General features: G+C 62.4%; 25 protein-coding genes. 13 read left to right on the top strand and 12 right to left on the bottom strand.

All coding sequences use genetic code 11. From position 1 onward, the window contains the following. On the top strand, positions 1 to 281 hold a 281-nt coding region (locus INS93_RS24705; protein ID WP_226945592.1), incomplete at its 5' end, for a hypothetical protein. 63 nt (positions 282 to 344) lie between these two features. On the opposite strand, the gene INS93_RS18105 is transcribed toward INS93_RS24705, so the two are convergent. Both INS93_RS18105 and INS93_RS18100 read right to left on the bottom strand, forming a co-directional pair. Further along, positions 345 to 1,568, bottom strand: coding sequence for a CaiB/BaiF CoA transferase family protein (locus tag INS93_RS18105; RefSeq protein WP_192984571.1), 1,224 nt, complete (start codon positions 1,566 to 1,568; stop codon positions 345 to 347). Between the two features lie 57 nt (positions 1,569 to 1,625). Continuing rightward, positions 1,626 to 2,804: an acyl-CoA dehydrogenase gene (locus INS93_RS18100; RefSeq protein ID WP_017676102.1), complete on the bottom strand. Its 1,179-nt coding sequence runs from the start codon at positions 2,802 to 2,804 to the stop codon at positions 1,626 to 1,628. A gap of 178 nt (positions 2,805 to 2,982) precedes the next feature. Between INS93_RS18100 and INS93_RS18095 the strand changes: the two genes are divergently transcribed. The 9 genes from INS93_RS18095 (at position 2,983) to INS93_RS18055 (ending at position 11,058) form a co-directional block, all read left to right on the top strand. Further along, the gene (locus tag INS93_RS18095) at positions 2,983 to 3,879 is read left to right on the top strand and encodes a LysR family transcriptional regulator (RefSeq protein ID WP_192984568.1); all 897 of its coding nucleotides are present in this window, start codon (positions 2,983 to 2,985) and stop codon (positions 3,877 to 3,879) included. A gap of 468 nt (positions 3,880 to 4,347) precedes the next feature. Beyond that, complete coding sequence (locus tag INS93_RS18090; RefSeq protein ID WP_192984566.1) at positions 4,348 to 5,469, top strand: Re/Si-specific NAD(P)(+) transhydrogenase subunit alpha; 1,122 nt, start codon at positions 4,348 to 4,350, stop codon at positions 5,467 to 5,469. Between the two features lie 11 nt (positions 5,470 to 5,480). Continuing rightward, a complete protein-coding gene (locus INS93_RS18085; protein WP_090435146.1) occupies positions 5,481 to 5,792 on the top strand; it encodes an NAD(P) transhydrogenase subunit alpha in 312 nt (103 codons plus the stop codon). 3 nt (positions 5,793 to 5,795) lie between these two features. After that, positions 5,796 to 7,232 (top strand): NAD(P)(+) transhydrogenase (Re/Si-specific) subunit beta, encoded by a 1,437-nt coding sequence (locus INS93_RS18080; RefSeq protein ID WP_192984564.1) that lies wholly within the window; start codon positions 5,796 to 5,798, stop codon positions 7,230 to 7,232. A gap of 358 nt (positions 7,233 to 7,590) precedes the next feature. After that, entirely contained in the window at positions 7,591 to 7,806 is a 216-nt protein-coding gene (locus tag INS93_RS18075; RefSeq protein WP_017676107.1) for a DUF1127 domain-containing protein, read from the top strand. Between the two features lie 223 nt (positions 7,807 to 8,029). Further along, complete coding sequence (locus INS93_RS18070; RefSeq protein ID WP_192984562.1) at positions 8,030 to 8,233, top strand: DUF1127 domain-containing protein; 204 nt, start codon at positions 8,030 to 8,032, stop codon at positions 8,231 to 8,233. A gap of 83 nt (positions 8,234 to 8,316) precedes the next feature. Beyond that, positions 8,317 to 8,640: a DUF2388 domain-containing protein gene (locus tag INS93_RS18065; protein WP_192984560.1), complete on the top strand. Its 324-nt coding sequence runs from the start codon at positions 8,317 to 8,319 to the stop codon at positions 8,638 to 8,640. A gap of 145 nt (positions 8,641 to 8,785) precedes the next feature. Beyond that, entirely contained in the window at positions 8,786 to 9,106 is a 321-nt protein-coding gene (locus tag INS93_RS18060) for a DUF2388 domain-containing protein (RefSeq protein WP_017676111.1), read from the top strand. Continuing rightward, on the top strand, positions 9,103 to 11,058 hold the full coding sequence (locus INS93_RS18055) for a DUF4105 domain-containing protein (protein WP_192984558.1): 1,956 nt from the start codon (positions 9,103 to 9,105) through the stop codon (positions 11,056 to 11,058). Before INS93_RS18060 ends, INS93_RS18055 begins: the two co-directional genes overlap by 4 nt. A 1-nt stretch (position 11,059) precedes the next feature. Here INS93_RS18055 and INS93_RS18050 read toward each other — a convergent pair whose 3' ends face one another. The 4 genes from INS93_RS18050 to INS93_RS18035 all read right to left on the bottom strand — a co-directional run bounded on the left by INS93_RS18050 (position 11,060) and on the right by INS93_RS18035 (position 14,971). Further along, positions 11,060 to 12,724, bottom strand: coding sequence for a M48 family metallopeptidase (locus INS93_RS18050; RefSeq protein ID WP_192984555.1), 1,665 nt, complete (start codon positions 12,722 to 12,724; stop codon positions 11,060 to 11,062). A gap of 14 nt (positions 12,725 to 12,738) precedes the next feature. Further along, positions 12,739 to 13,104 carry a hypothetical protein gene (locus tag INS93_RS18045; protein WP_160016570.1) on the bottom strand — a complete coding sequence of 122 codons (366 nt, stop codon included), beginning with the start codon at positions 13,102 to 13,104 and terminating at the stop codon, positions 12,739 to 12,741. 2 nt (positions 13,105 to 13,106) lie between these two features. Continuing rightward, positions 13,107 to 14,378 carry a CHASE2 domain-containing protein gene (locus INS93_RS18040; protein WP_192984552.1) on the bottom strand — a complete coding sequence of 424 codons (1,272 nt, stop codon included), beginning with the start codon at positions 14,376 to 14,378 and terminating at the stop codon, positions 13,107 to 13,109. A gap of 188 nt (positions 14,379 to 14,566) precedes the next feature. Next, entirely contained in the window at positions 14,567 to 14,971 is a 405-nt protein-coding gene (locus tag INS93_RS18035) for a GFA family protein (RefSeq protein WP_192984550.1), read from the bottom strand. Positions 14,972 to 15,078: 107 nt separating this feature from the next. Between INS93_RS18035 and INS93_RS18030 the strand changes: the two genes are divergently transcribed. Further along, a complete protein-coding gene (locus INS93_RS18030; protein ID WP_226945614.1) occupies positions 15,079 to 15,945 on the top strand; it encodes an AEC family transporter in 867 nt (288 codons plus the stop codon). A gap of 8 nt (positions 15,946 to 15,953) precedes the next feature. On the opposite strand, the gene INS93_RS18025 is transcribed toward INS93_RS18030, so the two are convergent. Continuing rightward, complete coding sequence (locus INS93_RS18025) at positions 15,954 to 16,694, bottom strand: substrate-binding periplasmic protein (RefSeq protein WP_192984543.1); 741 nt, start codon at positions 16,692 to 16,694, stop codon at positions 15,954 to 15,956. A 189-nt stretch (positions 16,695 to 16,883) separates the two neighbouring features. On the opposite strand from INS93_RS18025, the gene INS93_RS18020 reads away from it, so the two are divergent. Both INS93_RS18020 and INS93_RS18015 read left to right on the top strand, forming a co-directional pair. After that, entirely contained in the window at positions 16,884 to 18,014 is a 1,131-nt protein-coding gene (locus INS93_RS18020) for a PilT/PilU family type 4a pilus ATPase (protein WP_192984540.1), read from the top strand. 88 nt (positions 18,015 to 18,102) lie between these two features. Then, positions 18,103 to 19,743 (top strand): Na/Pi cotransporter family protein, encoded by a 1,641-nt coding sequence (locus tag INS93_RS18015; RefSeq protein ID WP_192984538.1) that lies wholly within the window; start codon positions 18,103 to 18,105, stop codon positions 19,741 to 19,743. 1 nt (position 19,744) lies between these two features. On the opposite strand, the gene INS93_RS18010 is transcribed toward INS93_RS18015, so the two are convergent. From INS93_RS18010 to INS93_RS17990, 5 genes are all read right to left on the bottom strand, one after another. Then, the gene (locus tag INS93_RS18010; protein WP_192984536.1) at positions 19,745 to 21,253 is read right to left on the bottom strand and encodes an NCS2 family permease; all 1,509 of its coding nucleotides are present in this window, start codon (positions 21,251 to 21,253) and stop codon (positions 19,745 to 19,747) included. A 114-nt stretch (positions 21,254 to 21,367) separates the two neighbouring features. After that, on the bottom strand, positions 21,368 to 23,926 hold the full coding sequence (locus INS93_RS18005; RefSeq protein WP_192984533.1) for a TRAP transporter permease: 2,559 nt from the start codon (positions 23,924 to 23,926) through the stop codon (positions 21,368 to 21,370). Positions 23,927 to 24,088: 162 nt separating this feature from the next. Beyond that, complete coding sequence (locus INS93_RS18000; protein ID WP_192984529.1) at positions 24,089 to 25,060, bottom strand: TAXI family TRAP transporter solute-binding subunit; 972 nt, start codon at positions 25,058 to 25,060, stop codon at positions 24,089 to 24,091. A gap of 80 nt (positions 25,061 to 25,140) precedes the next feature. Beyond that, positions 25,141 to 25,500, bottom strand: coding sequence for a RidA family protein (locus INS93_RS17995; protein ID WP_192984526.1), 360 nt, complete (start codon positions 25,498 to 25,500; stop codon positions 25,141 to 25,143). A gap of 34 nt (positions 25,501 to 25,534) precedes the next feature. Beyond that, a complete protein-coding gene (locus tag INS93_RS17990) occupies positions 25,535 to 26,776 on the bottom strand; it encodes a D-amino acid dehydrogenase (RefSeq protein ID WP_192984523.1) in 1,242 nt (413 codons plus the stop codon). Positions 26,777 to 26,820 lie beyond the last annotated feature (44 nt).

Raw genomic sequence — 26,820 nt, 5'->3', positions numbered from 1 at the left:
CAACCACTTGCGCCTTCAATCAGAACTTCTTCTCTCCAGCGGGAGGCGCATTCTACAGCGTTCAAAACCGCTGTCAACCACCTCTTTCAAACCGCTTTCGATCCATTCGACCGAAGCATCAACAGGATCAAACCACCACCCTGTCGACCGGCGCGCATTCTACACGCCTCACCTCGCTTTGCAACCCCTTTTTTAAACTTAACTTATTGATTAACAAGAAGTTTTTGAAGAGCTTCATCGCTGAAGTGGCGCGCATTCTACATCAGCACGGCGAGCTGTAAACCCCTGACATGCAAATAATTGCGTAAAACGGATCAACCGCCCTCCCATCTATATATGAAGGCTCAGATCACTCCTGCTTCGCGCAACTCGGCAATCTGCATTTCACTCATGCCCAGCAACCTCTGCAGCAGGCTATCGGTATGCTGACCCAGCAGTGGCGGAGCAGAACGATAGGCTACCGGCGTAACGGATAGTCGCAGCGGACTGGCGACCTGCGGCGTGCTGCTGCCCAGGGCATTGGGCAGATCGAGACGCAAACCGCGCGCCTGCACCTGAGGATCGGCAAACACCTGCTGCAGATCGTTGATAGGCCCACAAGGCACGCCGGCCTTTTCCAGCAACTCGATCCACTGCGCAGTGGTCTTGAAGACCGTGGCCTGACGCAACAGCGGGATCAGCTCGGCACGATGGGCAACCCGGGCCTTGTTAGTGACAAAGCGTGGGTCATCGGCAAGGTTCGCAATACCCGCCACTTCACAGAACTTGCGGAACTGCCCGTCGTTACCCACCGCGAGGATGAAGTTGCCGTCGGCACTGGGAAAATCCTGGTAGGGCACGATATTGGGATGGGCATTGCCCAGGCGCGTTGGTGATACACCTGTCGTCAGGTAGTTCATGGCCTGATTGGCCAGGCAGGCGACCTGCACATCAAGCAAGGCCACATCTATATGCTGACCCACACCGGATTGCTCACGCTGATTCAGCGCGGCCAGCACACCCACAGTCGCGTAGAGACCAGTGAGGATATCGGTCAGGGCCACGCCGACCTTCATCGGGCCGGCACCCTCCTCGCCTTCCGGGCGCCCAGTCAGGCTCATCAGCCCGCCGAGCCCCTGGATCATGAAGTCGTAACCGGCACGCTTGGCATAGGGGCCGGTCTGACCGAAGCCGGTGATGGAGCAATAGACCAGACGCGGGTTGATCGCCTTCAGCGACTCGTAATCCAGACCATAAGCCGCCAGGCCGCCGACCTTGAAATTCTCCAGCAGCACATCGCACTGCGCGACCAACTCACGCACCAGGCGCTGGCCTTCTGGCTGGGTGAAATCCAGGGTCAGCGACTGCTTGTTGCGATTGGCGCTCTGGAAGTAGGCCGCCTCACGCGAATCATTACCCTCGGCATCCTTTATATAAGGAGGCCCCCAATGCCGGGTGTCATCCCCACTGCCTGGTCGCTCGACCTTGATCACCTCGGCACCGAGGTCACCGAATATTTGGCCGGCCCAGGGGCCAGCCAGCACGCGGGACAGATCGAGCACACGGATATGCGACAGAGCACCGGACACGGGCTTCTCCCTAGGGTGCGCCATGCGCACCATGGATCGTAAGAAAGGCGTATGCCTTTAGAAGAAGGCCTGGATGCCGGTCTGCGCGCGACCGAGGATCAGCGCATGCACGTCATGCGTACCCTCATAGGTGTTGACCACCTCGAGGTTGACCAGGTGACGGGCGATGCCAAACTCATCGCTGATGCCGTTACCGCCAAGCATGTCGCGCGCCATGCGGGCGATATCCAGCGCCTTGCCGCAGCTGTTGCGCTTCATGATCGAGGTGATTTCCACCGCAGCAGTGCCTTCGTCCTTCATTCGTCCGAGGCGCAGGCAGCCTTGTAGAGCCAAGGTGATCTCGGTCTGCATGTCGGCCAGCTTCTTCTGGATCAGCTGATTAGCCGCCAGCGGCCGGCCGAACTGGTGGCGATCGAGCACGTACTGGCGCGCGGTGTGCCAGCAGAACTCGGCGGCGCCCAGTGCGCCCCAGCTGATGCCGTAACGGGCGGAGTTCAGGCAGGTGAACGGGCCGCGCAGGCCGCGTACATCAGGGAAGGCGTTCTCTTCGGGGCAGAACACGTTGTCCATGACGATCTCGCCGGTGATCGAGGCGCGCAGACCGACCTTGCCGTGAATCGCCGGAGCGGAAAGACCTTCCCAGCCCTTTTCCAGCACAAAGCCACGGATCTCGCCAGCATCGTCCTTGGCCCAGACCACGAAGACATCGGCAATCGGGCTGTTGGTGATCCACATCTTGCTACCGCTCAGGCGATAGCCGCCGTCGACCTTCTTGGCGCGCGTGACCATGGAGCCCGGATCGGAGCCGTGGTTCGGCTCGGTCAGGCCGAAGCAACCGATATACTCGCCACTTGCGAGCTTGGGCAGATACTTCTGCTTGGTCGCTTCATTACCGAACTCGTTGATCGGCACCATCACCAGCGAGGACTGCACGCTCATCATCGAGCGGTAACCGGAGTCGATACGCTCCACTTCACGGGCGATCAGGCCATAGCACACGTAGTTCAGGCCACTGCCACCATAGGCCTCAGGAATGGTCGCACCCAACAAGCCGGTTTCGCCCATTTCGCGGAAGATCTTCGGATCGGTCTGCTCATGACGGAAGGCTTCCAGCACGCGGGGCGCCAGCTTGTCGTCAGCGAACTGCTGGGCGCTGTCGCGCACCATGCGCTCTTCTTCAGTCAGTTGCTGATCCAGCAGCAGCGGGTCGATCCAGTTGAAGCTTGCCTTGGCCATTACGAAAACCTCGAAGCAGTGTGTGAGCGGTCGATCCAGACGACCCGGAATGACATTGATCCTAGGCCGGCTTCGAGCAGAGGACAAACGCAGAATTTGCACAGACCTGTGCTTTTCCCTCACTCCGAGATAGTTTATTCACCTAGATTTATCGCTTACGAGTGAGGCTTTTGCATACATGCGTCGCAAGATACCCAGCACCGCCGCCCTGGTCGCCTTCGAATCCGCCGCTCGCCACCAGAGCTTTACCAAGGCCGCCGACGAGCTGAACCTGACGCAGAGCGCGATCTGCAGGCAAATCGGCGGCCTGGAGAGCTTTCTCAATGTCGAGCTGTTTCGCCGCTCCCGGCGCGGCGTGGTGCTGACCGAAGCGGGCGTCGCCTACAGCCGCAAGGTGTCAGCGCAGCTCGATGCAGTGGAGCGCGACACCCTGGCACTGATGGGCAACCAGGGCACCACCAGCATAGAACTGGCAGTGGTACCGACCTTTGGCACGCAGTGGCTTCTGCCACGTTTACGTGCCTTTCAGCAGCTGCACCCGGAGGTGACGGTGCACCTGACCAACCGCACCCGCCCCTTCCTGTTCGCCGACACTCACTTCGATGCCGCAATCTATTACGGTGACGCCGAATGGTCGGGCACCGAAGCCCATTTCCTGATGCATGAGCACCTGCTGCCGGTGTGCAGCCCGGCGCTGCTAGGCGATGCCCCAGTCGACGCCGAACGCATCGCCAACTTGCCGCTGCTGCAGCAGACCACACGCCCCTATGCCTGGCGGCAATGGTTCGCCGCCCAAGGCATGAGTGTGGCCCGCGACATGACAGGCCCGCGACTTGAACTGTTTTCCATGCTGGCGCAGGCCGCTCAACATGAAATGGGCATGGCCCTGATCCCGCCCTTTCTGATCCAGCGCGAACTGGAGGAGGGCAGCCTGGTAATTGCCCTCGACCGCGCCGTGCCAAACAACGATCGCGCCTATTACCTGATGGTGCCGGAACGCAAGGCCGAGTCGGCGGCACTGAAGGCCTTTCGAGACTGGCTCCTGGCCCAGGCCGATGCCTACCGGGGCGCATGATCATCGCCGGAGCAAGATCGCTTTTAGCCCGCAGCGAATAGTTACGCCCAGAAACAGAACCCGTAGCGAGCAAGCGGTCACACTACATATGTCTTTCCAGGAAAAGTGCCCAGCAACCACTACTTTCGGGCTATAGCACTATTTTGAACGGATCGTTCGTTACTCTCCACACGCCTTCCGATTCGACCAGCGGTCATCCTGCGCGTGACTGCCTATACTGCCCTACAAGCTGCGCAGAACCTGCTACCAGCCTTAACCTGCGCGGGCTGCGGGCAGTATAAAAATCCCTCATAGACCCATTACTTGTAGTAATGCATTTTTTTTACTCCATAACTTCTTGTAAGGGTTTGCGTTCAATTGCACAATCGCCGCGCTCGCCACCTCCGGCGGGTTATGTGCTGATCCCCAATCGCCGGCGCACCAGCGCAGTGCCCCGGTTCACAAAAAAGATCACGCAGGAGATTAGAAGTGCACATCGGTGTTCCTCTCGAAACCCATGCCGGGGAGACGCGGGTTTCCGCGACCCCAGAGACCATCAAGAAGCTGGTCGGCCAAGGTCATCAGGTGACCGTCCAGACCGGCGCCGGCATCAGCGCCAGCATTCCAGACAGCGCTTACGAGGCTGCTGGCGCGACCATTGGCAACGACTCTGCCGCGTTTGGCGCAGACCTCGTGCTCAAGGTGGTCGCGCCGACCGAGGCCGAGCTCGCTCATATGAGAGCCGGGGCCGTGCTGGTTGGCATGCTCAACCCGTTCTGCAACGACACCATCGCGCGCATGAACGCTCGCGGCGTCACTGCTTTCGCCCTGGAGGCTGCACCGCGCACCTCCCGCGCGCAGAGCCTCGACGTGCTGAGCTCGCAAGCCAATATCGCCGGCTATAAAGCCGTGCTACTGGCAGCTCACCACTACCCACGCTTTATGCCGATGCTGATGACTGCTGCCGGTACCGTTAAGGCCGCGCGTATTTTGATTCTCGGTGCCGGTGTTGCCGGTCTGCAGGCCATCGCAACGGCCAAACGCCTTGGTGCGGTTATCGAGGCCTCCGATGTGCGTCCTGCCGTTAAAGAGCAGATCGAGTCGCTCGGCGCCAAGTTCGTCGACGTGCCATTCGAGACCGATGAAGAGCGTGAGTGCGCCCAAGGCGTGGGCGGTTATGCCCGCCCCATGCCGGCCTCGTGGATGGAGCGTCAGGCCAAGGCCGTGCATGAGCGCGCCAAGCAGGCCGATATCGTCATCACCACTGCACTGATTCCGGGCCGTAAAGCACCGACTTTGTTGCATGAAGCCACCGTCACCGAGATGAAGCCTGGCTCCGTAGTGATCGACCTTGCAGCTGCGCAAGGCGGAAACTGCCCGCTGACCGAGGCCGACAAGGTGGTGGTCAAGCACGGCGTGACCTTGGTCGGCCACACCAACCTGGCCGCACTGGTACCGGCGGATGCCTCCGCCCTGTACGCACGCAACCTGCTGGACTTCCTCAAGCTGGTGATCGACCAGGAAGGCCAGTTCCAGCTCAACCTCGAAGACGACATCGTCGCGGCCTGCCTGATGTGCAATGCCGGCGAAGTCGTGCGCAAGAACGGCTAAGGAGTAGGGACATGGATCTGATTTCCGACGGCATCTACAACCTGATCATCTTCGTGCTAGCCATCTATGTCGGCTACCACGTGGTGTGGAACGTCACCCCAGCTCTGCACACCCCGCTGATGGCCGTGACCAACGCCATCTCGGCGATCGTGATCGTCGGCGCCATGCTGGCTGCCGCGCTTACCGTCACCCCGCTGGGCAAGACCATGGGCACCCTGGCGGTGGCCCTGGCCGCGGTCAACGTGTTCGGCGGCTTCCTGGTAACCCGGCGCATGCTGGAAATGTTCAAGAAGAAGGCCCCAAAGGCCCAGGTGGAGAAGTAATCGATGAGCATGAACCTGATCACTGTTCTCTACCTCGTCGCCTCGGTGTGCTTCATCCAGGCGCTCAAGGGCCTGTCGCACCCGACCACGTCGCGGCGCGGCAACCTGTTCGGCATGATCGGCATGGCTATCGCCGTGCTGACCACAGTTGGCCTGATCTACAAGCTCGGCAGCGAGTTGGCCGTTCAAGGCCTGGGCTTCGTCATCGTCGGCCTGCTGGTCGGTGGCAGCATCGGCACCATCATGGCCAAGCGCGTCGAGATGACCAAGATGCCGGAACTGGTCGCCTTCATGCACAGCATGATCGGTCTGGCCGCCGTGTTCATCGCCATTGCCGCCGTCGTCGAGCCGCAGTCGCTGGGCATCGTCGCCGCGCTGGGTGATGCGATTCCATCCGGTAACCGCCTGGAGCTGTTCCTCGGGGCTGCCATCGGCGCCATCACCTTCTCCGGTTCGGTGATCGCCTTCGGCAAGCTGTCGGGCAAGTACAAGTTTCGCCTGTTCCAGGGCGCGCCGGTGGTTTTCAAAGGCCAGCACCTGCTCAACCTGGCCGTCGGGTTGGCCATTCTCGGTCTGGGCCTGGTCTACACCTTCACCGGCGACATCACCTCGTTCGCCATCCTGGTGGCGCTGGCGTTCGTCATCGGCGTGCTGATCATCATCCCTATCGGCGGCGCCGACATGCCGGTGGTGGTGTCGATGCTCAACAGCTACTCGGGCTGGGCCGCCGCCGGTATTGGCTTCTCGCTGAACAACTCGATGCTGATCGTCGCCGGTTCGCTGGTCGGCTCTTCGGGCGCCATCCTCTCGTACATCATGTGCAAGGCGATGAACCGCTCGTTCTTCAACGTCATCCTCGGCGGCTTCGGCGCCGATGCAGATACCGGTGCAGCCAGCGGCAGCCAGGAGCAGCGCAGCGTGAAGTCGGGCTCTTCCGACGACGCCGCGTTCCTGCTGACCAACGCCGACACCGTGGTCATCGTGCCCGGCTATGGCCTGGCCGTAGCCCGTGCCCAGCACGCACTGATGGAGCTGGCGGAAAAACTGACCCACCGCGGCGTGACCGTGAAGTATGCGATCCACCCGGTCGCCGGGCGTATGCCTGGCCACATGAACGTGCTGCTGGCCGAGGCCGAGGTGCCTTACGAGCAGGTGTTCGAGATGGAGGACATCAACTCCGAGTTCGGCCAGACCGATGTGGTGCTGGTGCTCGGCGCCAACGACGTGGTCAACCCGGCAGCGAAGAACGATCCGAAGTCGCCGATCGCCGGCATGCCGATCCTCGAGGCCTACAAAGCCAAGACCGTGATCGTCAACAAGCGCTCGATGGCCAGCGGCTATGCCGGCCTGGACAACGAACTGTTCTATATGGACAAGACCATGATGGTCTTCGGCGACGCCAAGAAGGTCATCGAGGATATGGTTAAAGCCGTGGAATAAGGCCTGACCAGTCAGACAAGAAACCCGGCCATTCGCCGGGTTTCTTGTTTATGAAGCCAACAAAAAAGCTGATTTCCAGGTCAATCATCGCAACAGATCAATTCCAAACTGTACTGCTTTAAATGCCAAGATAAATGGGTTGCACCTAGTGAATAATCTCGCAAAAATCGGTTGCACCCAGTCTTTTCACTTATGGCCAGTACAGTAACGTCGATTCCTGACCGAACAGTTACAAAGCAACCTATCTAATAGCACAACAATTTCATCCAGCTGTGACTACTGAGCCACTCCTGCGCTCGGGATAATTTGCCCATCGAAAGCAAACACCAGCGCCGCCACAAGCGGAAGGATGACCACCATGGAACGTACCCTCAGTTCCGCCCTGCTTCAAACTCACAGCGTTGCCAGCGACAAATCGGCCTGGCTGCTCCGCGTTATCGCCACCCTCAGCCTGTGGCAGCGCCGCATCGTCAGCCGTCGTCAACTGGCTCGACTGGATGCACGCCTGCTCGCTGACGCCGGCATTAGTGAAAATCAGCGTTACGTCGAACTGCAGAAGCCGTTCTGGCGTTAACACCCCGCTTTGCTCCATCCCAATCTGGGATCTTCTGAGAGCTCCACCGTCTCTGCTGCGGTGGGGCTTTCGTTTTATCTGCAACAGTCATCGCCTCAGCGAGCAGTACAGTTGCCATAAAGCCGCCACTGCCCCCGCACAATTCCCTTCAGTTGTATCTGCTCGCTTACGAGCACTTGCGAGAACATGAGCTGCCACCCTTGTCTCTCGACAGGAGAACGCCATGGACCGCACTCACGAACCGCTCTCGCAACCTGCACACGGCAAGTCCCTGCACTGGCTCGGCCTGTATTCGACGCCGCGTCACTGGCAACGCAACCGCCGCACCCGTCGGCAGCTTGCTTTGCTCAACGAGCAACAACTGGCTGACGCCGGCATCAGCACAGCGGAGCGTGAACAGGAACTGGCCAAGCCCTTCTGGCGCTGAACCAGCCATGGAGCGGGAAACCGTGTTGGGCTAAGCTGCGGATGCGGGCAGAACAGCGCCCCGCCCTACCGGAGTGACCCCCTATGCACCTGAAGACATCCCTGATTGCAGCGCTCCTTTCATTAGGACTGGCAGGCACCGCCTGCGCCAGCAGCCTGGTCGCGACGACCGATACCCTGGGAGGCGCCCTGGCCGGCACCGCCGAGGGCACCTCTGACGCGACCAGCTCGTTGCGCGACATGAAACAGCTGCGCGCGGCCCGCGATGACGCCGCCAGTTTCGTCGCCAGCGCTGGCGCGATCCGCAGCGCACGGCTCGAAGCGGCCCTGGCGCACATTCGCCGTCATGATGCCGAGTTGGCGACGGCAGATGACCTGACCCTCGCTCAGGCCATCCTCAGCCTGTGAAAACTTTGCACACGTCTATCACTCGGCTCGCTGCTGACCGGGGCTGCCTGGCCCCGTAAACTTCGCCTACCTGCCAGGTCGCGGGGAACCGCGCCGGCCTGTCCACGTCAAATCGTCCGTTCTGCAGTTCTCGGAGCTCCTTATCATGCGTCGCTCATTCGTCATCGCCGTTGCCGCCTGCGCCCTGTTCAGCGGTATCGCTCAGGCGCAAACCGTGGTCGCCACCAGCAACATCGTGGTGCGCGCCCTGGATCGCAGCATCAACTTCACGTCCGACACCACCACCTCGCTGCGCGATATGAAGGCCGTGGTGCAAGCCCGTGACGACGCTGCCAGCTTCGTCGCCAGCGCCGGTGAGATTCGCGGTGCGCAGTTGGAAGCCGCGCTGCAGACCATCCGTCAGCAGTTGCCGCAAGCGCAGGCTGCCAGCGATCTGCAACTGGCCGAAGCCATTCTCGCTCTGTGACCCACCTCGCCGCCTGGTGCTGCGGCGCGCTGCTGGCGATGGCCACAGGCTTCGCCCAGGCGCAGCTGCGTCTGACGCTGGACGACAGCGCTCTAGGCGCAGCCGAACGCCAGGCGAGCCAGGCCCTGCTGGACGAAGCGATAGCCGCATTGCCCCCGCGCTTCGTCCAGCAACTGGACCGAGAAGTGAGGGTCAGCTGGCGCGCCGGGCTGCCCTCGGAGATCTACGGTCAGGTCGGTCGCTTCAGCGGCATCGAGCTCAACGCCGAGCTGCTGCCGAAGCTGGTCGATGGCTCGGCTGCAGAAAATCGCACCGATCGCCCGCACGGCACCCAGCGCCAGGAGTTGCTGGCCACGCTGCTGCATGAGCTGACCCACCTCTACGACCGCGCCCGTCTCTGGCCTGTCGCCGAACGCCGCCACATGAGCCAGTGCCGACAACGCGCCAGTTCAATGGGTCCGATTGGGCTGCCGGAGGACTGTCGTGGCCAGACCGAGCGACGTTTTACCCTCAGCGACGATCCCCGTCTGCTCGATCTGGCCGGCTGGCCGCAGCGGGTCGGCCGGCGTGGCGCGCGCGACCTGGACAACGGCCAGGTCGCACGCAGCCCGGACAGCTACGAGCTGACCAATGCGCTGGAGTTCGTCGCGGTCAACCTCGAATACTTCCTGCTCGACCCCAGCTACGCCTGCCGCCGCCCCTCGCTGGCGCGCTATTTCCGTGAGCACTTCGACTGGACGCCGCCCAGCGAGAACTGCGCCAACGACTATCCCTACCTCAATGCCGGGCGCGACTTTGCCTTGCAGCCACTGGGACGCCTCGATCCTGAGCGCGTTTATGAGGTCGACTACCTGCTCGCTGAAGCCAACGATGCCTGGATGAGCCGCTGGGGCCACAGCATGCTGCGCCTGGTGGTCTGCGCACCGGGCCGGCCACGTGGCCCGGACTGCCGCCTGGATCTCGACCACCACCTGGTGCTGTCCTACCGTGCCTTCGTCGGCGACCTGCAACTGTCGAGCTGGGATGGCCTGACCGGCGTCTACCCCTCACGCCTGTTCGTCCTGCCGCTGGAGCAGGTGATCGATGAATACACCAAGGTCGAGCTGCGCAGCCTGGCCTCGGTACCGCTTCGCCTGTCGCGCAACGAGGTCGAACAACTGGTGGTACGCGCCGCCGAACAGCACTGGAGCTATGACGGCGACTACTACTTCGTCTCCAACAACTGCGCGGTGGAAACCCTCAAGTTGCTGCGCAGCGGCACCGCCAATCCGCGTCTGCACGCACTCGACAGCATCCTGCCCAATGGCCTGCTGGAACTGATGGATGCTCGCGGGCTGGCCGACACCACAGTGCTCGACGACCCGCGCGAGGCGCTGCGTCTGGGCTATCGCTTCGACTCCTTCCGCGAACGTTACCAGGCCATGTTCGCCGTGCTGCGCCAGCGCCTGCCCATCCAGCAGGACAGCGTCGAAGCCTGGCTGGAACAGTCCGCACAGGCGCGCCGCCAGTGGTTCGACGAGGCAGACCTGCGTGCCAGCGCCGCCCTGCTGCTGCTCGAACAGGCTGCCCTGCGCCGGCAATTGCTGCTGGCGCAAGACGAACTGAAACGCCGCTACCTGACCGGCCGTGCTGCTGGCGACCCGAGCCTGAACAAGGCTGGCGCCGCGCTGGAACAAATTCTTGCAAACAGCGGCTTCCTCAGCCGCCCGGCCGAACTGCTCGAAGGCGGTTACGGCTTGCCACAACAGAAGGAATGGCAGCGCCTTGAAACCAGCAGCCGTGAGCGCCAGCAGCAACTACGCCAGCTCAGCGATGAGCTCGATGGCGAAGTGCGCAACCTGCTGCAACCCGAGCGCCTGACCGAACTGGAGGCCAACGAGGCCAACCTGGTCGCATTGGGCCAACACCTGCGCGCGCTGCACAAGGCCAGCGGTGGGTTGCAGCTACCCTGAATCAGCTACCCAGCAGCTTGCCCATCGAAGGCAGACCCAGTTGCTGCAGCGGATTCGCAGGCGCCTGTTGCTGAGGCTTGAAGCGACCAATCGCCGATTCGCACTGAGCCAACAAGCCTTTGCTCGTAGTGTTTTGGCATGATTGATAGGCCTGTTGCGCCTGGACGACCCGCTCGCCTTGCAGGTGCACGGAAATCTCCAGTGGCGTCATCAGTTGATTGCCCCAATGTGCCTGACCGCGCTGCAGATAGCGCTCGGCCTGAGCCTGCCGGTCGAGACTGAGCGACAACGTGATGATCTGGTCATAGCTGGAGAGGGACGCATACTGCCATTCGCTTTCTGGAACCTGCTCCAGATTGGCGAGTGCATCCTTGTACCGTCTTTGCTGAACCGCCAGGACGAACTGCAAGGTTTGCGCACGCATGCTCCTGGCAGCCGGTCCGCTCGCCACTTCCTTGGCCAACTGGCGCGCCTCGCTCAGATCGCCCTTGTCGAGGGCCTTGGTCGCACGGTTGATCAGCACCTGTCCGGCGAGAATCTTGCCACTCTGACCACCAAGGAGCTGCCGCTGATAACTGGCAAGCTGTGGGCTTCTGCGTCGCTCGCTGCGATACTCGCTGGCGATATAACGCATCAGCGCCTCCTCCCGCTGGGCAGGCAACTGGTGGGTCTTGCCAAAGTCCGTCCATACATCCACGGCTGCCAGCTGCGCAGCGGTCACCCCGCTCTGGATACCCTGCTCGAGCAGACCGCCGATGCCCTTCTTCTGCATCGCCTGGCTGAACAGCTGTTTCTGCATGGCCTGATAGCGCTGCAACTGGCTGACATTACTACCCTCGAAGCTTTGTAGCCGCTGGATGCCATGTACCGCACCACGCGGAGAGTAACCCGCACGACTGAGCAGATCGACGGACAGCAAATCAGCCTCATCCTCCTGAGCACGCGTCCAGCTGCTGTTCCAGAAATTGTCGGATACCGCCTTGAGCAGAGTGCCTGACAGGCTGCTTTGCACGATTGTCTTGCCCACTGCGTCGGGATCACCCACAACCAGTTTGCGTGACGTACCGCTCTTCTGGCTTTCCAGCCCGGCCACCGTAACGCCCAGGCTGACCGCCGTTACCGATGCATCCAGCAACTTCTTCTGCTGATTGAAGAAATGCTCGCGATCGAGGTGTCCCAGCAGCAAGTGAGCCGCTTCGTGGCCGAGCATCGCCGCTAGTTCGTCCTCGCTCTCGATGGCCTGTAGAGTGCCTAAGTTGAGGTAGATGACATTTTCTGCGGTAGCGCGCGCGCCAAAACTCTCCGAAGCGCTGAAACGCACTTTGATGTCTGGTTTGGCATGCGGCCAATGGGCCAGCATACGGCTCAGCACCTGATCGCAGTAAACCTGCAGCTCCGGGACCTGAAAGCTTTCGACTTGGGCCATCTGCTCGGTCAGGTCTACCTTGCCGAACCCGCGAATCTCATCCGGATCGCTGGCACCGGCCAATCGATCAACCAGAGCATTATTCAACCAGGGGCTGTTGGTCACCGGCTGCAGTGCCAGCGGGCGAGCACGCGGACTGTCAATGAACTTGCCTTCAAGTGGCACATTGCCGGTCGACGGCATCTGCTGGCATCCGATCAACAGCGAACAGGCAATTGCCAATGTCATTTCCTTACGCATGAATACTCCCTGATTCACTTGCCGCAGGCCTTCGAATAGCCCATCACCGCATTGGTCTTGCTGTCTGCCAGAAGGCTGGTCTCGGCGACCTTGCGGCAATCGAAGGCAACTGTCTTACCGTGATTGAGCTTCACATCCAGCGGATCAAGCCAGACCTGACGCTCGCCAACGGCGATCAGCAGCAGATTCTTGGCTTCGCTGAAGCTGATCACCTGCACGTCTGGAACAGGGAGCTGGTCACGGCTCATATCGCCGAGAAACTCGCCCTGCTCGTCATACAGCGCGACCTTTTCCAACGGGTAACCAATAATTTTCAGCGGCTCCTGCGCCCATGCCGACACGCTACACAGCAACAGCCCGAATACTGTGGCTCTGAACATTGCTAGATCTCCCTTTCAGTTGACGTGCGACCCCTGCGCTGGTGCCACCACTCGGCAACCCTGGCCTCCCCCAGGTAGGCGTAGAACAGGCCGATCATCAGCAGCAGTCCCAGCCAGTCGAATGGCGCGATATGTAGCCAGCGCGCGAGATAGAAACTGGTCAGCAATGCGAGACTGCTGAGCAGAACGAACCAGAACAGGTAATGGCTTGCACAGCGATAGAGGCGCCCACCCTTGGCTGGTGGTTGTGACGGAATCCAGAGCGCCACCAAGCCTGCCAGCAGCAGCAAGGCGATCTCCAGCCAGTCGCTCAAACTGATACCAAGCCAACCATCTGGCGCCGCTCGCCAGTAGCTGTGTCCCTGCGTCAGCAGGTTGTCCAGAGCCATCGCATGCACGTATACGCCCGGCAACAGCCCCTGCACCGGGCTGCTGACAAAATCCGGGATGCCGCGGATATGCGCCCCCAACAGCACATGCTTGCCACGCAAGACTTCGGCGACACTCGGGTCACGCAACTGATTGGCATACAGGGTGCGGGTGTAGGGACAAGGCTGTGGTCGCTCAACCTCACTGGCGATGCGCTGCGAACGGAATGCATCGGCGGCCAGCATACTGAACACCTGCCCCCAATCCCCCCGCTGCCCACGCACATCACAACCGGTCAGGTCGACGAAGTCCTGCATACCCGCGTCGCTCCAGTAACCCCAGCGCACCAACAGCGGTGCATCGAAGCCTTCCTGGGGGCAGTCCCACTCCAGGCAAGCCGCCTGGTACAACTGCAACGCAGGCGTGCGCAGTGTCCCCTGCGGGCTTGGCAAAAGTAGCGGATAGCGCTCGCCATAGCCGCTCCAATGGGTCGGAGCGGTGTTCGCCATGGCGGCGAATTCGGGCAATACCAAAGAGCGGCCCTGCTCATCGTGGTAATCGGCAAGAATCAGCGGCACGCCCTGCTCGCGAAAGCTGCTCAAGACCCGTTGCAGGCTCTCGGTGGGACCGCCGTCGTAGCGTCGCTGGGTGTATAGCAGGTCAACGAATAGTGACTTGGGCTGATAGCTGAGCAACTGCCGCAACAGGCGCGCCTGCTCGCCATAACGCAACGGCCAGCTAGCACCCAAGTCTGTCAACGCCTGATCATCGATCAGCACCACTACCACGTCTTCCTGCCCAGCCTCAGGGTAGAAAGGCGCCAGCATGCGCAACAGCCAGGTTTCGCTATGACGGTCGGAGGCATCGCGCAGACCGAACGGATTGAAGAACGCGACGAAGAGCATCAATAGCAAACCCAGAGCAGCGCCAGGTTTGTTGAGCAATGGAGCAAGAAAAATTTGCCTGAGGCGCATCCCTGAAAGCACAAGAACATCCTTGATATAGCCTGGCGCAGAAATGTGACACAGCTCACAAGCAAAGCAAACAAGAATTTGACATCAAAATAGTGGCACTCAACCCGACAGCTACCTGCTCACGGAATGTCCTCTTCGTCTTCTCGTGGCAATTGCTCGTCCAATCGCAGCCAAGGCAGCCGGCTGCTCACCCAGATATGTCGATCCGCCGGGGCCTGCTCCGGTTCGTCCAGCGTGGCGACGGTCACATCCAGCGTGTTCGGGCTGAGCGAAGTGAACAACGTCAGATGCGCGCCGCAGTCACCACAGAAGTAGCGCGTGCAGCTGGCCGATGAGGCGAAAGCCTTCGGCGTGCCGCGCAGCCAGTGAAATGCCTGGCGCGGCACCGTGACCCAGGTGGTGAGAATGCCGCCGCTGCTGCGCCTGCAGATCGAGCAATGACAATGAGCGATGTCCGTCAGCGGCGCATCGACCCGATAGCGCAGTGCGCCGCACTGGCAGCCGCCCTGATGTTCGACCTTCATCCTGCCTCCGCCTTGCATTGCCCCGCGCCGCTGACCAAGATAGGCGCTCACCACCACCGGGGGTTGCCGTGATAGACCTGTTGCTGGCCTTGTGGCCGCTGTTCGCCATGATAGTCGCCGGCTACTGGCTACGCCTGCGCGAGTTCCCCAGCGAAGCTTTCTGGCCAGGCGCCGAGCGCCTCAATTACTTCATTCTGTTCCCTGCCCTGCTGTTCTCCAGCCTGGCACGTGCGCCGCTGAACAACCCGGCCTTGCCGCGCCTGGCGCTGGCCGTGCTGCTCGGCCTGGGCATTGCCTGGCTGGCGCTGCTGCTGGTGCGGCGCCTGCGCGGCTGGCCCGCCGGGCGTTTTGGCGCCTTCACTCAGGGCATCCTGCGCTTCAACACCTACCTGGGCCTGGCGGCGGTCGGTAGCCTGTTTGGCCAGGAAGGCCTGACCCTCGCCGCGCTGATGCTGGCCTTGATGGTGCCGACGGTGAACGTGCTGTCGGTGTGGTCGCTGACTGCCGAGCGCGGCGTCAGCGCGCGCAGCCTGCTGCTGCCGATCATCAAGAATCCACTGATCCTCGCCTGCGTCGGCGGCGCGCTGTTCAACCTCACGGGCATCGGCCTGCCAGGCGGCACCGATCGCCTGCTCAGCCTGCTCGCTGCAGCCAGCCTGCCGCTGGGCCTGCTCTGCGTTGGCGCGGCACTCAAGCCCGAACAGCTGGGCGGAGAAATCCCTGCGCTGACCTGGAACAGCGCGCTGCGCCTGCTGGCAATGCCGCTGCTGGCCTGGGGCGTAGCCTGGGCGCTGGCGCTGCCGGCAATGGAGAGCGCAGTGTTGGTGCTGTTCTTCGCCCTGCCGACCGCGCCTACCGCCTATGTACTGACCCGCCAACTCGGCGGCGACAGCCAGTTGATGGCCGGCATCATCACCCTGCAGACGTTGCTGGCAGCGGGCAGCCTGGTGGCGATCATGATGTTGCTGGCCTGATCGGCCCGCTATTGCGCGTAACGCTCGATCAGCCGCTGATATTCGCCACGCGCCTTGAGCGCCTCGAGCCCACGATTGAAGCGCTCGATCAACTCGGTAGCACGCGGATGCTGTCGCGAGACGATGAAGTGCAGCGTACTGTTCTGGAGCGGCGCTCGTGACCGATGAAACTGCGCCAGATCGGCGCCAGCACTCTGCAAAGCGCTATCGCCCAGGTTACGGTCGGCAATGAACAGGTCGTCACGTTCGAGCAGCAACAGCCGCGCACATTCCTGCAGACCCAGCGGGGAGTGACGGCGCAGTACACCCTGCTCGAGCAGTTGCTGGATCGCCGCCGGCGGCTGCCAGCCCAGCGGATAGCAGAGTCGCCGGCCGATCATGGCGGGCAGATCATCTAGTTCGATGTGATCTCCGGCCCGGCTGAAGATGTACTGCTCGGCCACATAGATGGGCGCCGAGTAAAGAAACTCCGCCTCGCGCTCGGCAGAACGGACGTAGGGAAAGGTGGCGTCGTACTCAACGCGCCTGGCTTTCAGGTAACCGCGGTTCCAGGGCAGCCAGTCGAGTGTGATTGCCGAACCCTGCTCGGCCAGTGCCGCACGCACCACCTGGGTGAGCATGCCCTGCCCAGGCAATGCCTTGCCGGTGAACGGCGCATAGTCATCGCCCGTAGCCAGGTGCAACACCTCGGCTCGCGCCGATGCGCACAACAGCAGACTCAGCAGAGCCGCCCCCCATAATCCCACCATCGATCTCCAGTCACTGGCGTGCAATCGCCTTCCTGCCCCCTGATCATTGACTCTTGCTCTCACAAGCACGCCTGTCCAGTGCAACCAGGCTATAGGGCGACAATTCGTCCTGTTCTCTTGATACGAAGCAACAGACAGGGCAACACGCCGTCTATTCTTGCCACAAAGCGAACGAGATGCGGCACATCGATGAATGACACCAACGCCAACGATCAGCCTGACGTGTTCCCCTACCTGCAACTGATCCACCAGCACGGCGGCTCGGACCTGTTCTTCAGCGTCGGCGCACCGCCGCACATGAAGGTCGAGGGCCATAGTCAGCCGGTGGGTCAGCGCATCATGAAGGCCGGCGAAGTGCAGCAACTGGCCTATCAGTTGATGACGCAGAAACAGATTGCCGAGTTCGAACGCGACCTGGAGATGAACCTGGCGGTCAGTCTGCAGGGCGCTGGACGTTATCGGGTCAACCTCTACTACCAGCGCGGCGAAGTAGCCATGGTGGTGCGCCTGATCAAGAGCCAGATTCCCAGCTTCGAGTCGCTCGGCCTGCCCAGGATGCTGGAGAAGCTGGCCATGCAGGATCGCGGGCTGATCCTGGTCACCGGCGCGGCCGGCTCAGGCAAGTCCACCACCCTGGCGGCGATGCTGGATTTCCGTAATCGCCACAAGAGCGGGCATATCGTCTGCATCGAAGACCCCATCGAGTTCCTCCACAGCCACCAGCGCTCGATCATCGACCAGCGTGAAGTCGGCCTCGATACCCACAGCTTCGGCGATGCCCTGCGCAACGTGCTGCGCGAGGCGCCGGATGTGATCATGCTCGGTGAGATCCGCGATGCCGCCACCATGCAGCACGCGCTGCACTACGCCGAAACCGGTCACCTGTGCGTGGCTACGCTGCATGCCACCAGCAGCAGCCACGCCATCGAGCGTATCGCCCGCTTCTTCCCCGACGAAGCCCGCACGCAGGTGCTGGCCGACGTGGCGCACAACCTGCTCGCGGTGATCGGACAGCGCCTGGTACCGGGCATCGCGCAAAAGCGCGTGGTGGCGGTGGAGCTGATGCTGGGTACGCCCTATATCCGCGATCTGATCCAGCGCGATGAACTGGAGGCGTTGCGCGAAGCCACGGCGCGGGCAGCTGAGCAAGGTCTGCAGACCTTCGACCAACACCTGTTCGCCCTGCTCGAAGCCGGCCGCATCAGCCTGGCCGAAGCTCTCAAGTTCGCCGACTCGCGGACCGACCTCAGCCTCAAGTTCAAGCTCGAGCGCGGTTTCTCCGCCGACGACGCCGAACTCAAGGTGCTGCGCGACGGCTGACTGGCTTTATCAGTGATTTCGGCCGATGCTCATCTATACAGGCCGAAACCATAACTCCTCATCGGCCGTCTTTCAGGGGGGCCGATTCATGCTGACCCTGCTGCATTTGCTGTCAGCCATTGCTCTGTTGGTCTGGGGCACACACATCGTACGTACCGGCATCCTGCGTGTATTCGGCTCGCAGTTGCGCAAGGTACTCAGCCACAACATCGGCCGCCGGCCGCTGGCGTTCGTCGCCGGCATCGGCGTCACGGCGCTGGTGCAGAGCAGCAACGCCACAGCCTTGCTGGTCACCTCGTTCGTCGCCCAGGGCTTGATGGCGTTGGCGCCGGGCCTGGCGATCATGCTCGGAGCTGATGTCGGCACGGCGCTCATGGCCCGCGTACTGACGCTCGACCTCAGTTGGCTCAGCCCGCTGCTGATCTTTCTCGGGGTACTCTTCTTCCTCTCGCGTCGACAGACCCGCGCGGGCCAACTCGGCCGCGTCGCCATCGGCCTGGGCCTGATGTTGCTGGCGCTGGAGCTGATCGTCGCCGCCGCCACGCCCATCACCGAAGCACGCGGGATTCGCGTGCTGTTCGCGTCACTGACCGGCGACCTGCTGCTCGACGCACTGGTCGGTGCGCTGTTCGCCCTGCTCACCTACTCGAGCCTGGCCGCCGTGCTGCTCACCGCAACCCTTGCAGGCGCCGGGCTGATCAGCCTGCCGGTAGCCATCGGCCTGGTGATCGGTGCCAACATCGGCAGCGGTCTGCTGGCCTTTCTTACCAGCAGCCTGCAGAACCCGGCCGGGCGTCGCGTGGCGCTGGGTAGCCTGATCTACAAACTGATCGGGCTGGTGCTGGTGCTGCCGGTGCTGCAGCCGTTGGCCGACTGGCTGGACAGCCTGAACTGGCGCGCGGCGGAACTGGTGATCTTTTTCCACCTGCTCTACAACAGCCTGCGCGCCGTGCTGATGTTACCCAGCGTCGGGTTGATGGCGCGCTTCTGCAACTGGCTGCTGCCGGACCGTGCTGACGACAGCGGCATCGCGCGACCGCGCCACCTCGATCCGACGGCCCTGACCACGCCCAGCCTGGCGCTGGCCAACGCCGTGCGTGAAACCCTGCGCGTGGGCGACAAGATCGAAGCCATGCTCGGCCATCTGCAGCCAGTGCTGGAACAGAACCAACCCGCATTGAACAAGGAGTTGCGCAGCCTCAATGACGATGTCGCCAGCCTGTGCCGGGCAGTCAAGCTGTACCTCGCGCAGATCCCACGCGAAGCGATGAGTGAGCATGAAAGGCGGCGCTGGGCGGAAACTCTCGAACTGGCGGTGAACCTTGAGCAGGCCGGCGACCTGATCGAGCGCATGCTCGGCAAGATCCAGAGCGAGAAAACCGCACAGCGTCGGGCGTTTTCCGAAAAGGGCCTGGAGGAGCTGACTCACCTGCACACCCAGCTGATGGCCAACCTGCGCCTGGGCCTGAATGTCTTTCTCAGTGCCGACCATGCCAGCGCCAGCCAGCTGCTACGCGAGAAACGCCGCTTCCGCGCGCAGGAACGCCGCCTGGCGCATGCTCATATAGGCCGGCTGCAGCGCCAGGTGGTGCAGAGCATCGAGACCAGCTCCCTGCACCTGGAGCTGATCGCCGACATGAAGCGCCTCAACTCGCTGTTCTGCGCCAGCGCCTATGTGGTGCTGGAGGGCCAGGAAACGGGTGCTCTCAGGCTCGAAGGTGGCGAGTGACTCAGTCGGCGCTGGTCACTCGCTCGGGCGCAGCCGGCTCCACGCCGCGCCAGGCATACCAGGCGAAGAACAGCGCCATCAGCAGATAGCCGTGGACGAAGTCCGGCGCCGCGTACCAGGCCAGCTTCGGTGCATGCATCAGGCCGACGAAGGCCATGCCGGCCGCCACCAGAGCGAAGACAGTGGCCTGGCGGAACTGGCGGTCGATCACCGCCACGCACATGGCGCCGAGCAGAATGGCACTGAACATCGCACCCTGTCCCAACGCACCAATGGCACTGGAAATACCCTCGACCACCTCGGGTGCGCCCCGATTGAAACGGGTCATCAGGTAGTTGGCGAAATACGGCAGCATCGCCAGCGCGACCGCCGGGTAATGACGGGCGTGGTTGCTGTTGAACGCCGTGGCGATCATCGACATGCCGACGAACACCAGAATCGGCGCCACCACCGCCACAGGAATCAGCGCAGCGATGAAGGCGATCAGACCGAACATAGTCGCCAGGCCGTACACCGCGCCGTTGAGCAGACTGTAACCGCGCCCCGCGCCCATCCACTTCGAGCCCACGGTGGCGATGTACACGGTGGTCGGGAATACACCGCCGAACAGCGCCCCGAGCGAGGTGCCCAGACCGTCCACCGCCTGGCACTCGCGCACGCTGTAGCTGTCACCGGCGGCGCTCATGGCCTCGACGTTGTTCATGGTCTCGATGGCGTTGTACAGGGTGATCGGCAGGATCACCGTCATCAACGCCAGCATCGTGGTGAACAACAGGCCCAGGCCTTCGTACCAGGCCAGGTTGGGCAATAGCGGATAGAAACCCAGGTGAGTGAAGGCCTCGCTGAACTTGCCGCTGTCAGCCGCGCCGATCAGGTAGGCCAGCGCCGTACCGATGACGATGGCGAACAATGAGGCCGGCAGACGAAACGGCATGCTCACCCGCGCCACCAGGCCGACGATGGTGATGGCCAGTACCAGCAGACCGATCACCGGGATTTCCAGGGTCTTGAACAGCATCTCACCGGCGATGAAGGTCAGTGCCACCCCAGCCACCGCGCCAAGCATGGCGGCACGCGGCAAGCGGCGCTGTACCCAGTTGCCGATCAGGCTGATGGCAGCCTCGATCAGACCACTGATGAAACACGCGGCCACCGCCACCTTCCAGGCCAGCTCGGCGTCGCCGGTAAGGTTCTTCGCCGGCAGCAGCACGCCGAACAGGAAGACGAACATCACCGGCGTGCTGATGCCGTAGGAGAGCGCGGTAACGTCGGCGCGGTTCTCCCTGCGCGCCAGGCGCGCGGCGCTCCAGGCGTAGTAGAAGTTGCCGACCATCACCGCTACCGCAGCCCCCGGCAACACCTGACCAAACACGATCTCGGCGGGAAAGCCCATGCCCAGCATGCTGATGGCGATGATCACGAAGTTGGCGATGTTGTTCTGGAACAGGGCGAAAAAGGCGTCGGTGTCTTCCTTCTTGTACCAGGGATAATGCACGCGCGGTGTCGACATGACGGGCTGAGTCCTTGTTGTCTGTATGGTCAGGCCGGCGATTCTAGCAACCCACCGCCAGGGCATGAACGAACAAGGCAGCCGAAGCTGCCTTGTTGGGGGTAAGGCCGCGTTCTACGCCGCCTGAGCCACCTTGCGGCGACGCTGCAGCAGCACGACGAGCGCGAACAGCAGGAAGCCGGGAATCCACATCAGCTCCTTCATCCAGCGGTCGGTCGGAGCCCGCACGTTGAGGATCTGCTGGTCGAATTCGAGGCCGGCATCGGCTGCCATGCTGCCGAAGGTGACGCTGTCCACCAGCACCTTGTCGCCCTCCTCATAGAGGTTCAGGCCGAGCTTCTCCAAACGCTCCTGACCCGAGGCGCCATCGGGCACCGGCAGCAGCACGGTGAACTCACGTGGATCACCCACGGCGTCTTCCCCGAGAATACGCAGGCGCAGCGAGCTGCCGTCCTCCACCCCATCGAGTGCCTGAGCCAGTTCGGCAGGCGGTACGTCCTGATAGGGATCGTGCAGCATGTCCATCCAGAAACCGGGGCGGAACAGGGTAAAGGCCACCAGCAGCAGCAATACGCTCTCATACAAGCGGCTGCGCACCAGGAAGAACCCCTGAGTACCGGCGGCGAATATCAGCATGGCGATGGTCGCCACGATGAAGATGATCACGCCATGCCAGAAGTCGACATCGATCAGCAGCAGGTCGGTGTTGAAGATGAACAGGAACGGCAGCGCGGCAGTACGCAAGCTGTAGAAGAACGCCACCAGGCCGGTCTTGATCGGGTCGCCCTTGGACACCGCCGCCGCCGCGAACGAGGCCAGGCCCACTGGTGGCGTCACGTCGGCCATGATGCCGAAGTAGAAGACGAACAGGTGCACCGCGATCAGCGGCACGATCAGACCATTCTGCTGCCCCAGCGCCACTACCACCGGCGCCAGCAGGCTGGACACCACGATGTAGTTGGCCGTGGTCGGCAGGCCCATGCCAAGAATCAGGCTGAACACCGCCACCAGCAGCAACATCAGCAGCAGGTTGCCCATCGACAGCAATTCGACCAGGTCGGCCAGCACCAGGCCCACGCCGGTCTGCGACACCGCACCGACGATGATGCCGGCCGCCGCCGTGGCGATACCGATACCGATCATGTTGCGCGCGCCGGCGATCAGACCTTCGCGCAAATCGACCACGCCATCGATGAAGGTGCCATGGTCATGGCTGCCATCGCGGCGCATCCAGCTCAGCAATGGGCGCTGGGTGAGCAGGATGATGATCAGCATCACGCTGCCCCAGAAGGCCGACAGGCCGGGAGACAGGCGCTCGATCATCAGGCACCAGACCAGCACCACCACCGGGAGCAGGAAGTGCAGACCGGACAGCAACACGGCGCGGGTCTGCGGCAGCTCTTCCAGCGGCGCATTGGGGTCTTCGGCAGGCAGCACCGGCACGCTGGCAGCGACCTTCAACAACGCCAGATAGACCACCGCGAGCAGAGCACCGATCACCGGCAGGGCATACTCGCCGAGCGCCGGCTTGAGCCAACCGAGGCCGTAGTAGACCGCCAGCGACAGGCCGCTGATCAGCGCTGCACCGAAGGCAAAACCGGTCAGGCGACGCAGCCAGGGCTTGGGCTGATGCCCGCCGATGGGCTGCAGGCCGAGCTTGAGCGCCTCCAGGTGAACGATGTAAAGCAGCGCGATATAGGAAATCGCGGCTGGCAGGAAAGCGTGCTTGATGATCTCGACATAGGGCATGCCGATGTACTCGACCATCAGGAAGGCTGCTGCACCCATCACCGGCGGCATGATCTGGCCGTTGACCGACGAAGCCACCTCGACCGCACCGGCCTTCTCCGACGAGAACCCTGTGCGCTTCATCATCGGAATGGTGAAGGTGCCGGTGGTCACCACGTTGGCGATCGACGAGCCGGAGATCATCCCGGTCAGCCCGGACGCCAGCACCGCCGCCTTGGCCGGGCCACCACGGAAGTGGCCGAGCAGGCTGAATGCCAGCTGGATGAAGTAGTGTCCGGCGCCGGCCCGTTCGAGCAACGCGCCGAACAGCACGAAGAGGAACACGAAGCTGGTGGATACGCCGAGAGCGATACCGAACACGCCTTCGGTGGTAATCCACTGGTGGTTGGCCAACGCAGTGAAGCTGACCCCACGGTGCGCGAGCAGGCCGGGCATGTAGGGACCGGCCAGGCTGTAGACGAGGAAGACCAGAGCGATGATCGCCAGGGGCGGGCCCAGCGCACGGCGCGTCGCTTCCAGCAGCAGCGGGATGCCGATGCAGGCGGTGACCAGGTCACCCGTGGTCAGGCTGCCAGGGCGCAGGGCCAGCTGCTGGTAGAAGATGAACAGATAGGCGGCACTGGCAGCGGCGACCAGGCCCAGGGCGATATCCATCAACGGCACACGATCACGCGGCGAGCGCTTGAACGCCGGATAGGCGAGAAATGCCAGCAGCAGGGCAAAAGCCAGGTGAATGGCGCGGGTCTGGGTATCGTTGAGGACACCAAAGCCGAAGATGAACGGCAAGGGCGAGGCGATCCACAGCTGGAACAGCGACCAGAGCAAGGCAAGGCCGGTGATCACCTGAGCCATCAGGCCGACGGGCATACGCGCGCCGACATCCTGGGCGATCAGTTCCTCGGTGGAGAGTTGTTTTTCGGCCATAGGGAGGTACACCTACGTTGTCATTCTGATAAAACGGCGAGCCCCTCACTGAGGGAGGGGCCCGGTTTCCTGACCCTGTTAGCGGGTCTCTAGGCACGCAGTTTACCTATACAAACTCAACTGCGCCCGTTTTAGCGCTCAGCCAGGTTATCTCCACCCGACCTATAGCCAGCCTTTTTCCTTGTAGAAACGTAGCGCTCCTTCATGCATCGGCGCCGTCAGTCCCGCTCTGATCATGTCCTCGGCACGCAGATCGGCAAACGCCGGATGCAAACGTTTGAAGCGTTCCAGGTTATCGAATACCGACTTGACCAATTGATAGACGACCTCGGGATCGGCCTTTGCCGAGGTAGCGAGCACGGCCTTGCCGCCAATCGACGCAATAGGCTCAGCGACTCCAGGGTAGAGCCCTGCAGGAATATCTGCCCGGGTGAAATAACTGGCCTCGGCCAGGAGTTTGTCGACACCCGGACCGGTGACCGGGATCAGGCGCGCATCGACCGTGGTCAGCGCTTCCTGGATGGCACCACTTGGATGGCCGACCACATAGGTGATGGCATCCAGATTGTTGTCCCCCAGCGCAGCGGCCATCTCTGCCGGTTTCAGCTCGGCCGCGAGCGCGAAGTCGGACTTGCTCCAGCCATTGGCCTGCATCACCTCATCGAAGGTGTCGCGGCTGCCCGAGCCTGGCACACCGATGTTCACCCGCTTGCCCTTGAGGTCCGCGAAGCGCTGGATGCCACTGTCGGCACGAGCGACCACGGTGAGGATCTCGCTCTGCAGCGAGAAGACCACTCGCAGGTCCTCGACAGCTCCATCCCTGTCGAAAGGCGCCTGCCCCGTCAGCGCCTTGTTCTGGTGATCGGACTGAATGAAGCCGAAGTCATAGTCACCGCCCTTGATCGACGCGATGTTGCTGACGCTGCCCGCCGAGGAAGGTGCGTTGCACTTGATGCCATGCTCGGCACCGCCGCGGTTGAGGAAACGGCAGATCGACTGACCTGCGGTGTAGTAGACCCCGGTCTGCCCGCCCGTGCCGATGGTCACGTAGCGCTCTTCGGCGACAAGAGGGCTGGCCAACAGGCTGCTGCCCAGCACGCACGCCAACAGACCCATGATTCGATGTTGCTGCATATCAACGTCCTCGTATTTTTGTTTTTTTAACGGTAGATGGGCCGTCAACGCCGGTACCATCGATGGAGCCAATGCGGCAGTTACGCGGCCTTGCGCACCGCTGTCACCATGATCTCGACCCGTATATCGGCGCTGGCCAGACGCGCCTCGACCGTCGCACGTGCCGGCGCGCAGCCGACCGGCAGCCAGCGGCTCCAGGCATCGTTCATGGCGGCAAAATCCTTTTCGATGTCTTTCAGCCAGATCTGCGCGCTGAGCAGATGAGCACGATCCGACCCGGCCTCGGCCAGCAGGGCGTCGATCTTCTCCAGCACCTGGGCCGTCTGGCCCGAGACATCCTGGGTGCGGTCGGTCGGTACCTGCCCGGACAGAAAGATCAGGTCGGAAAATATCGTCGCGCCGGACAGGCGGTCGTTGGTCTGAATACGTTGCACGGACATGGCAAACTCCTGCTGTTATGAGTGTTCTTTGGGCTCAGGACGCCAACTGCATGCCATCGAGAGCGATCGCCGGTTGCTGCTGGCCTATCAGTTGAGTCAGTACCTCAGCGCTGCCGCAGGCCAGGGTAAAACCCAGGCTGCCATGGCCCACGTTCAGCCAGAGATTGTCGATACCACTGGCCCCCAGCAGCGGCGTTCCCTCCGGCGTCGCGGGGCGCATTCCTGCCCAGGTTTCGGCAGCAGCGTAATCGCCCGCCCGAGGAAAGCTGGCCTGGGCAAACTGTCTCAACTCGGCCAGCCGATCAGGGTCAGGCGTGGCATCCCAACCGCCGATATCGACCATGGCGGCAACCCGCAAGCGCTCGCCCAGGCGGGCGTAGACCACCTTATTGTCATAATCGGTGACGTTGGTTTCCGGGCCCACTGTCAGGTCGACCAGCGGCAAGGTGAGGCTGTAGCCCTTGAGCGGGTAGATCGGCAGTCGCAACCCCAGCGGGCGGAGCAATGCCACACTGCCGACGCCTGCAGCGACCACCACGTGGTCGACCGCCAGCTCCTCGTCTTGCAGAGACACAGCCCTCACCCTGCCGCGCTCCAGGGGTATCCCGGAGACCCGCTGTCCGGCATGCAGGCGGAACGAGGGATTGCCGCGCAGCTTGCGCAGCAGCTGTCGGCAAAACTGATGACAATCACCGACCTCGTCACCGGCCGCGAAGACGCCGCCCTGAAATTGGCCGGCCAACCCCTCGAGGGCGGGCTCCAGCTCAAGGCATTGATCCGCATCGAGCAGGCGTTGATGCGGCGACTCACCGACTGCGCTGCGCGCCTTGTTCCAGCTCGCCGCGTTGCGGTAGATCACCAGCTTGCCATTGGCGCGCCAGGCGAAATCGTCCAGCGACTGATGCTCACGCCAGTCCTGCAATACAGACTGGCTGTACAACGCCAGGCGCAGGAGGTGTTCGCCATTGCGCTGGTTCACCGAGCGGCGGCAGGCCAACAGGAAGCGCAGGCACCACTGCCACTGGTGCGGGCTCAGACTGGGACGGAACCGCAGCGGGGCGTTGCCCTGCAGCATCCAGGACAGCGCCTGCAGCGGCACGCCAGCATCGGCCAACGGCGAAACGTAGCGATAACTGAGCTGGCCGCCATTGGCGAAGCTGGTCTCCAGCGCCACTTCATCACGCTGCTCGATCAAATCGACCCGATAACCCTGGCGAACCAGGGCATAGGACGTGGTCAGGCCTATCACGCCCCCACCGATAACCGCGACCCGCATCATCCATCTCCCACCTCTGAATGTGACTGAGGGTAGGGATGGGT

Origin of the sequence: Pseudomonas sp. EggHat1 (genome assembly GCF_014892995.1) — a bacterium.
Taxonomy (GTDB): Bacteria; Pseudomonadota; Gammaproteobacteria; order Pseudomonadales; family Pseudomonadaceae; genus Aquipseudomonas; species Aquipseudomonas chaetocerotis.
The sequence above is the reverse complement of the archived record's forward strand: the minus strand, read 5'-3'. Positions and strand labels throughout refer to the sequence as shown.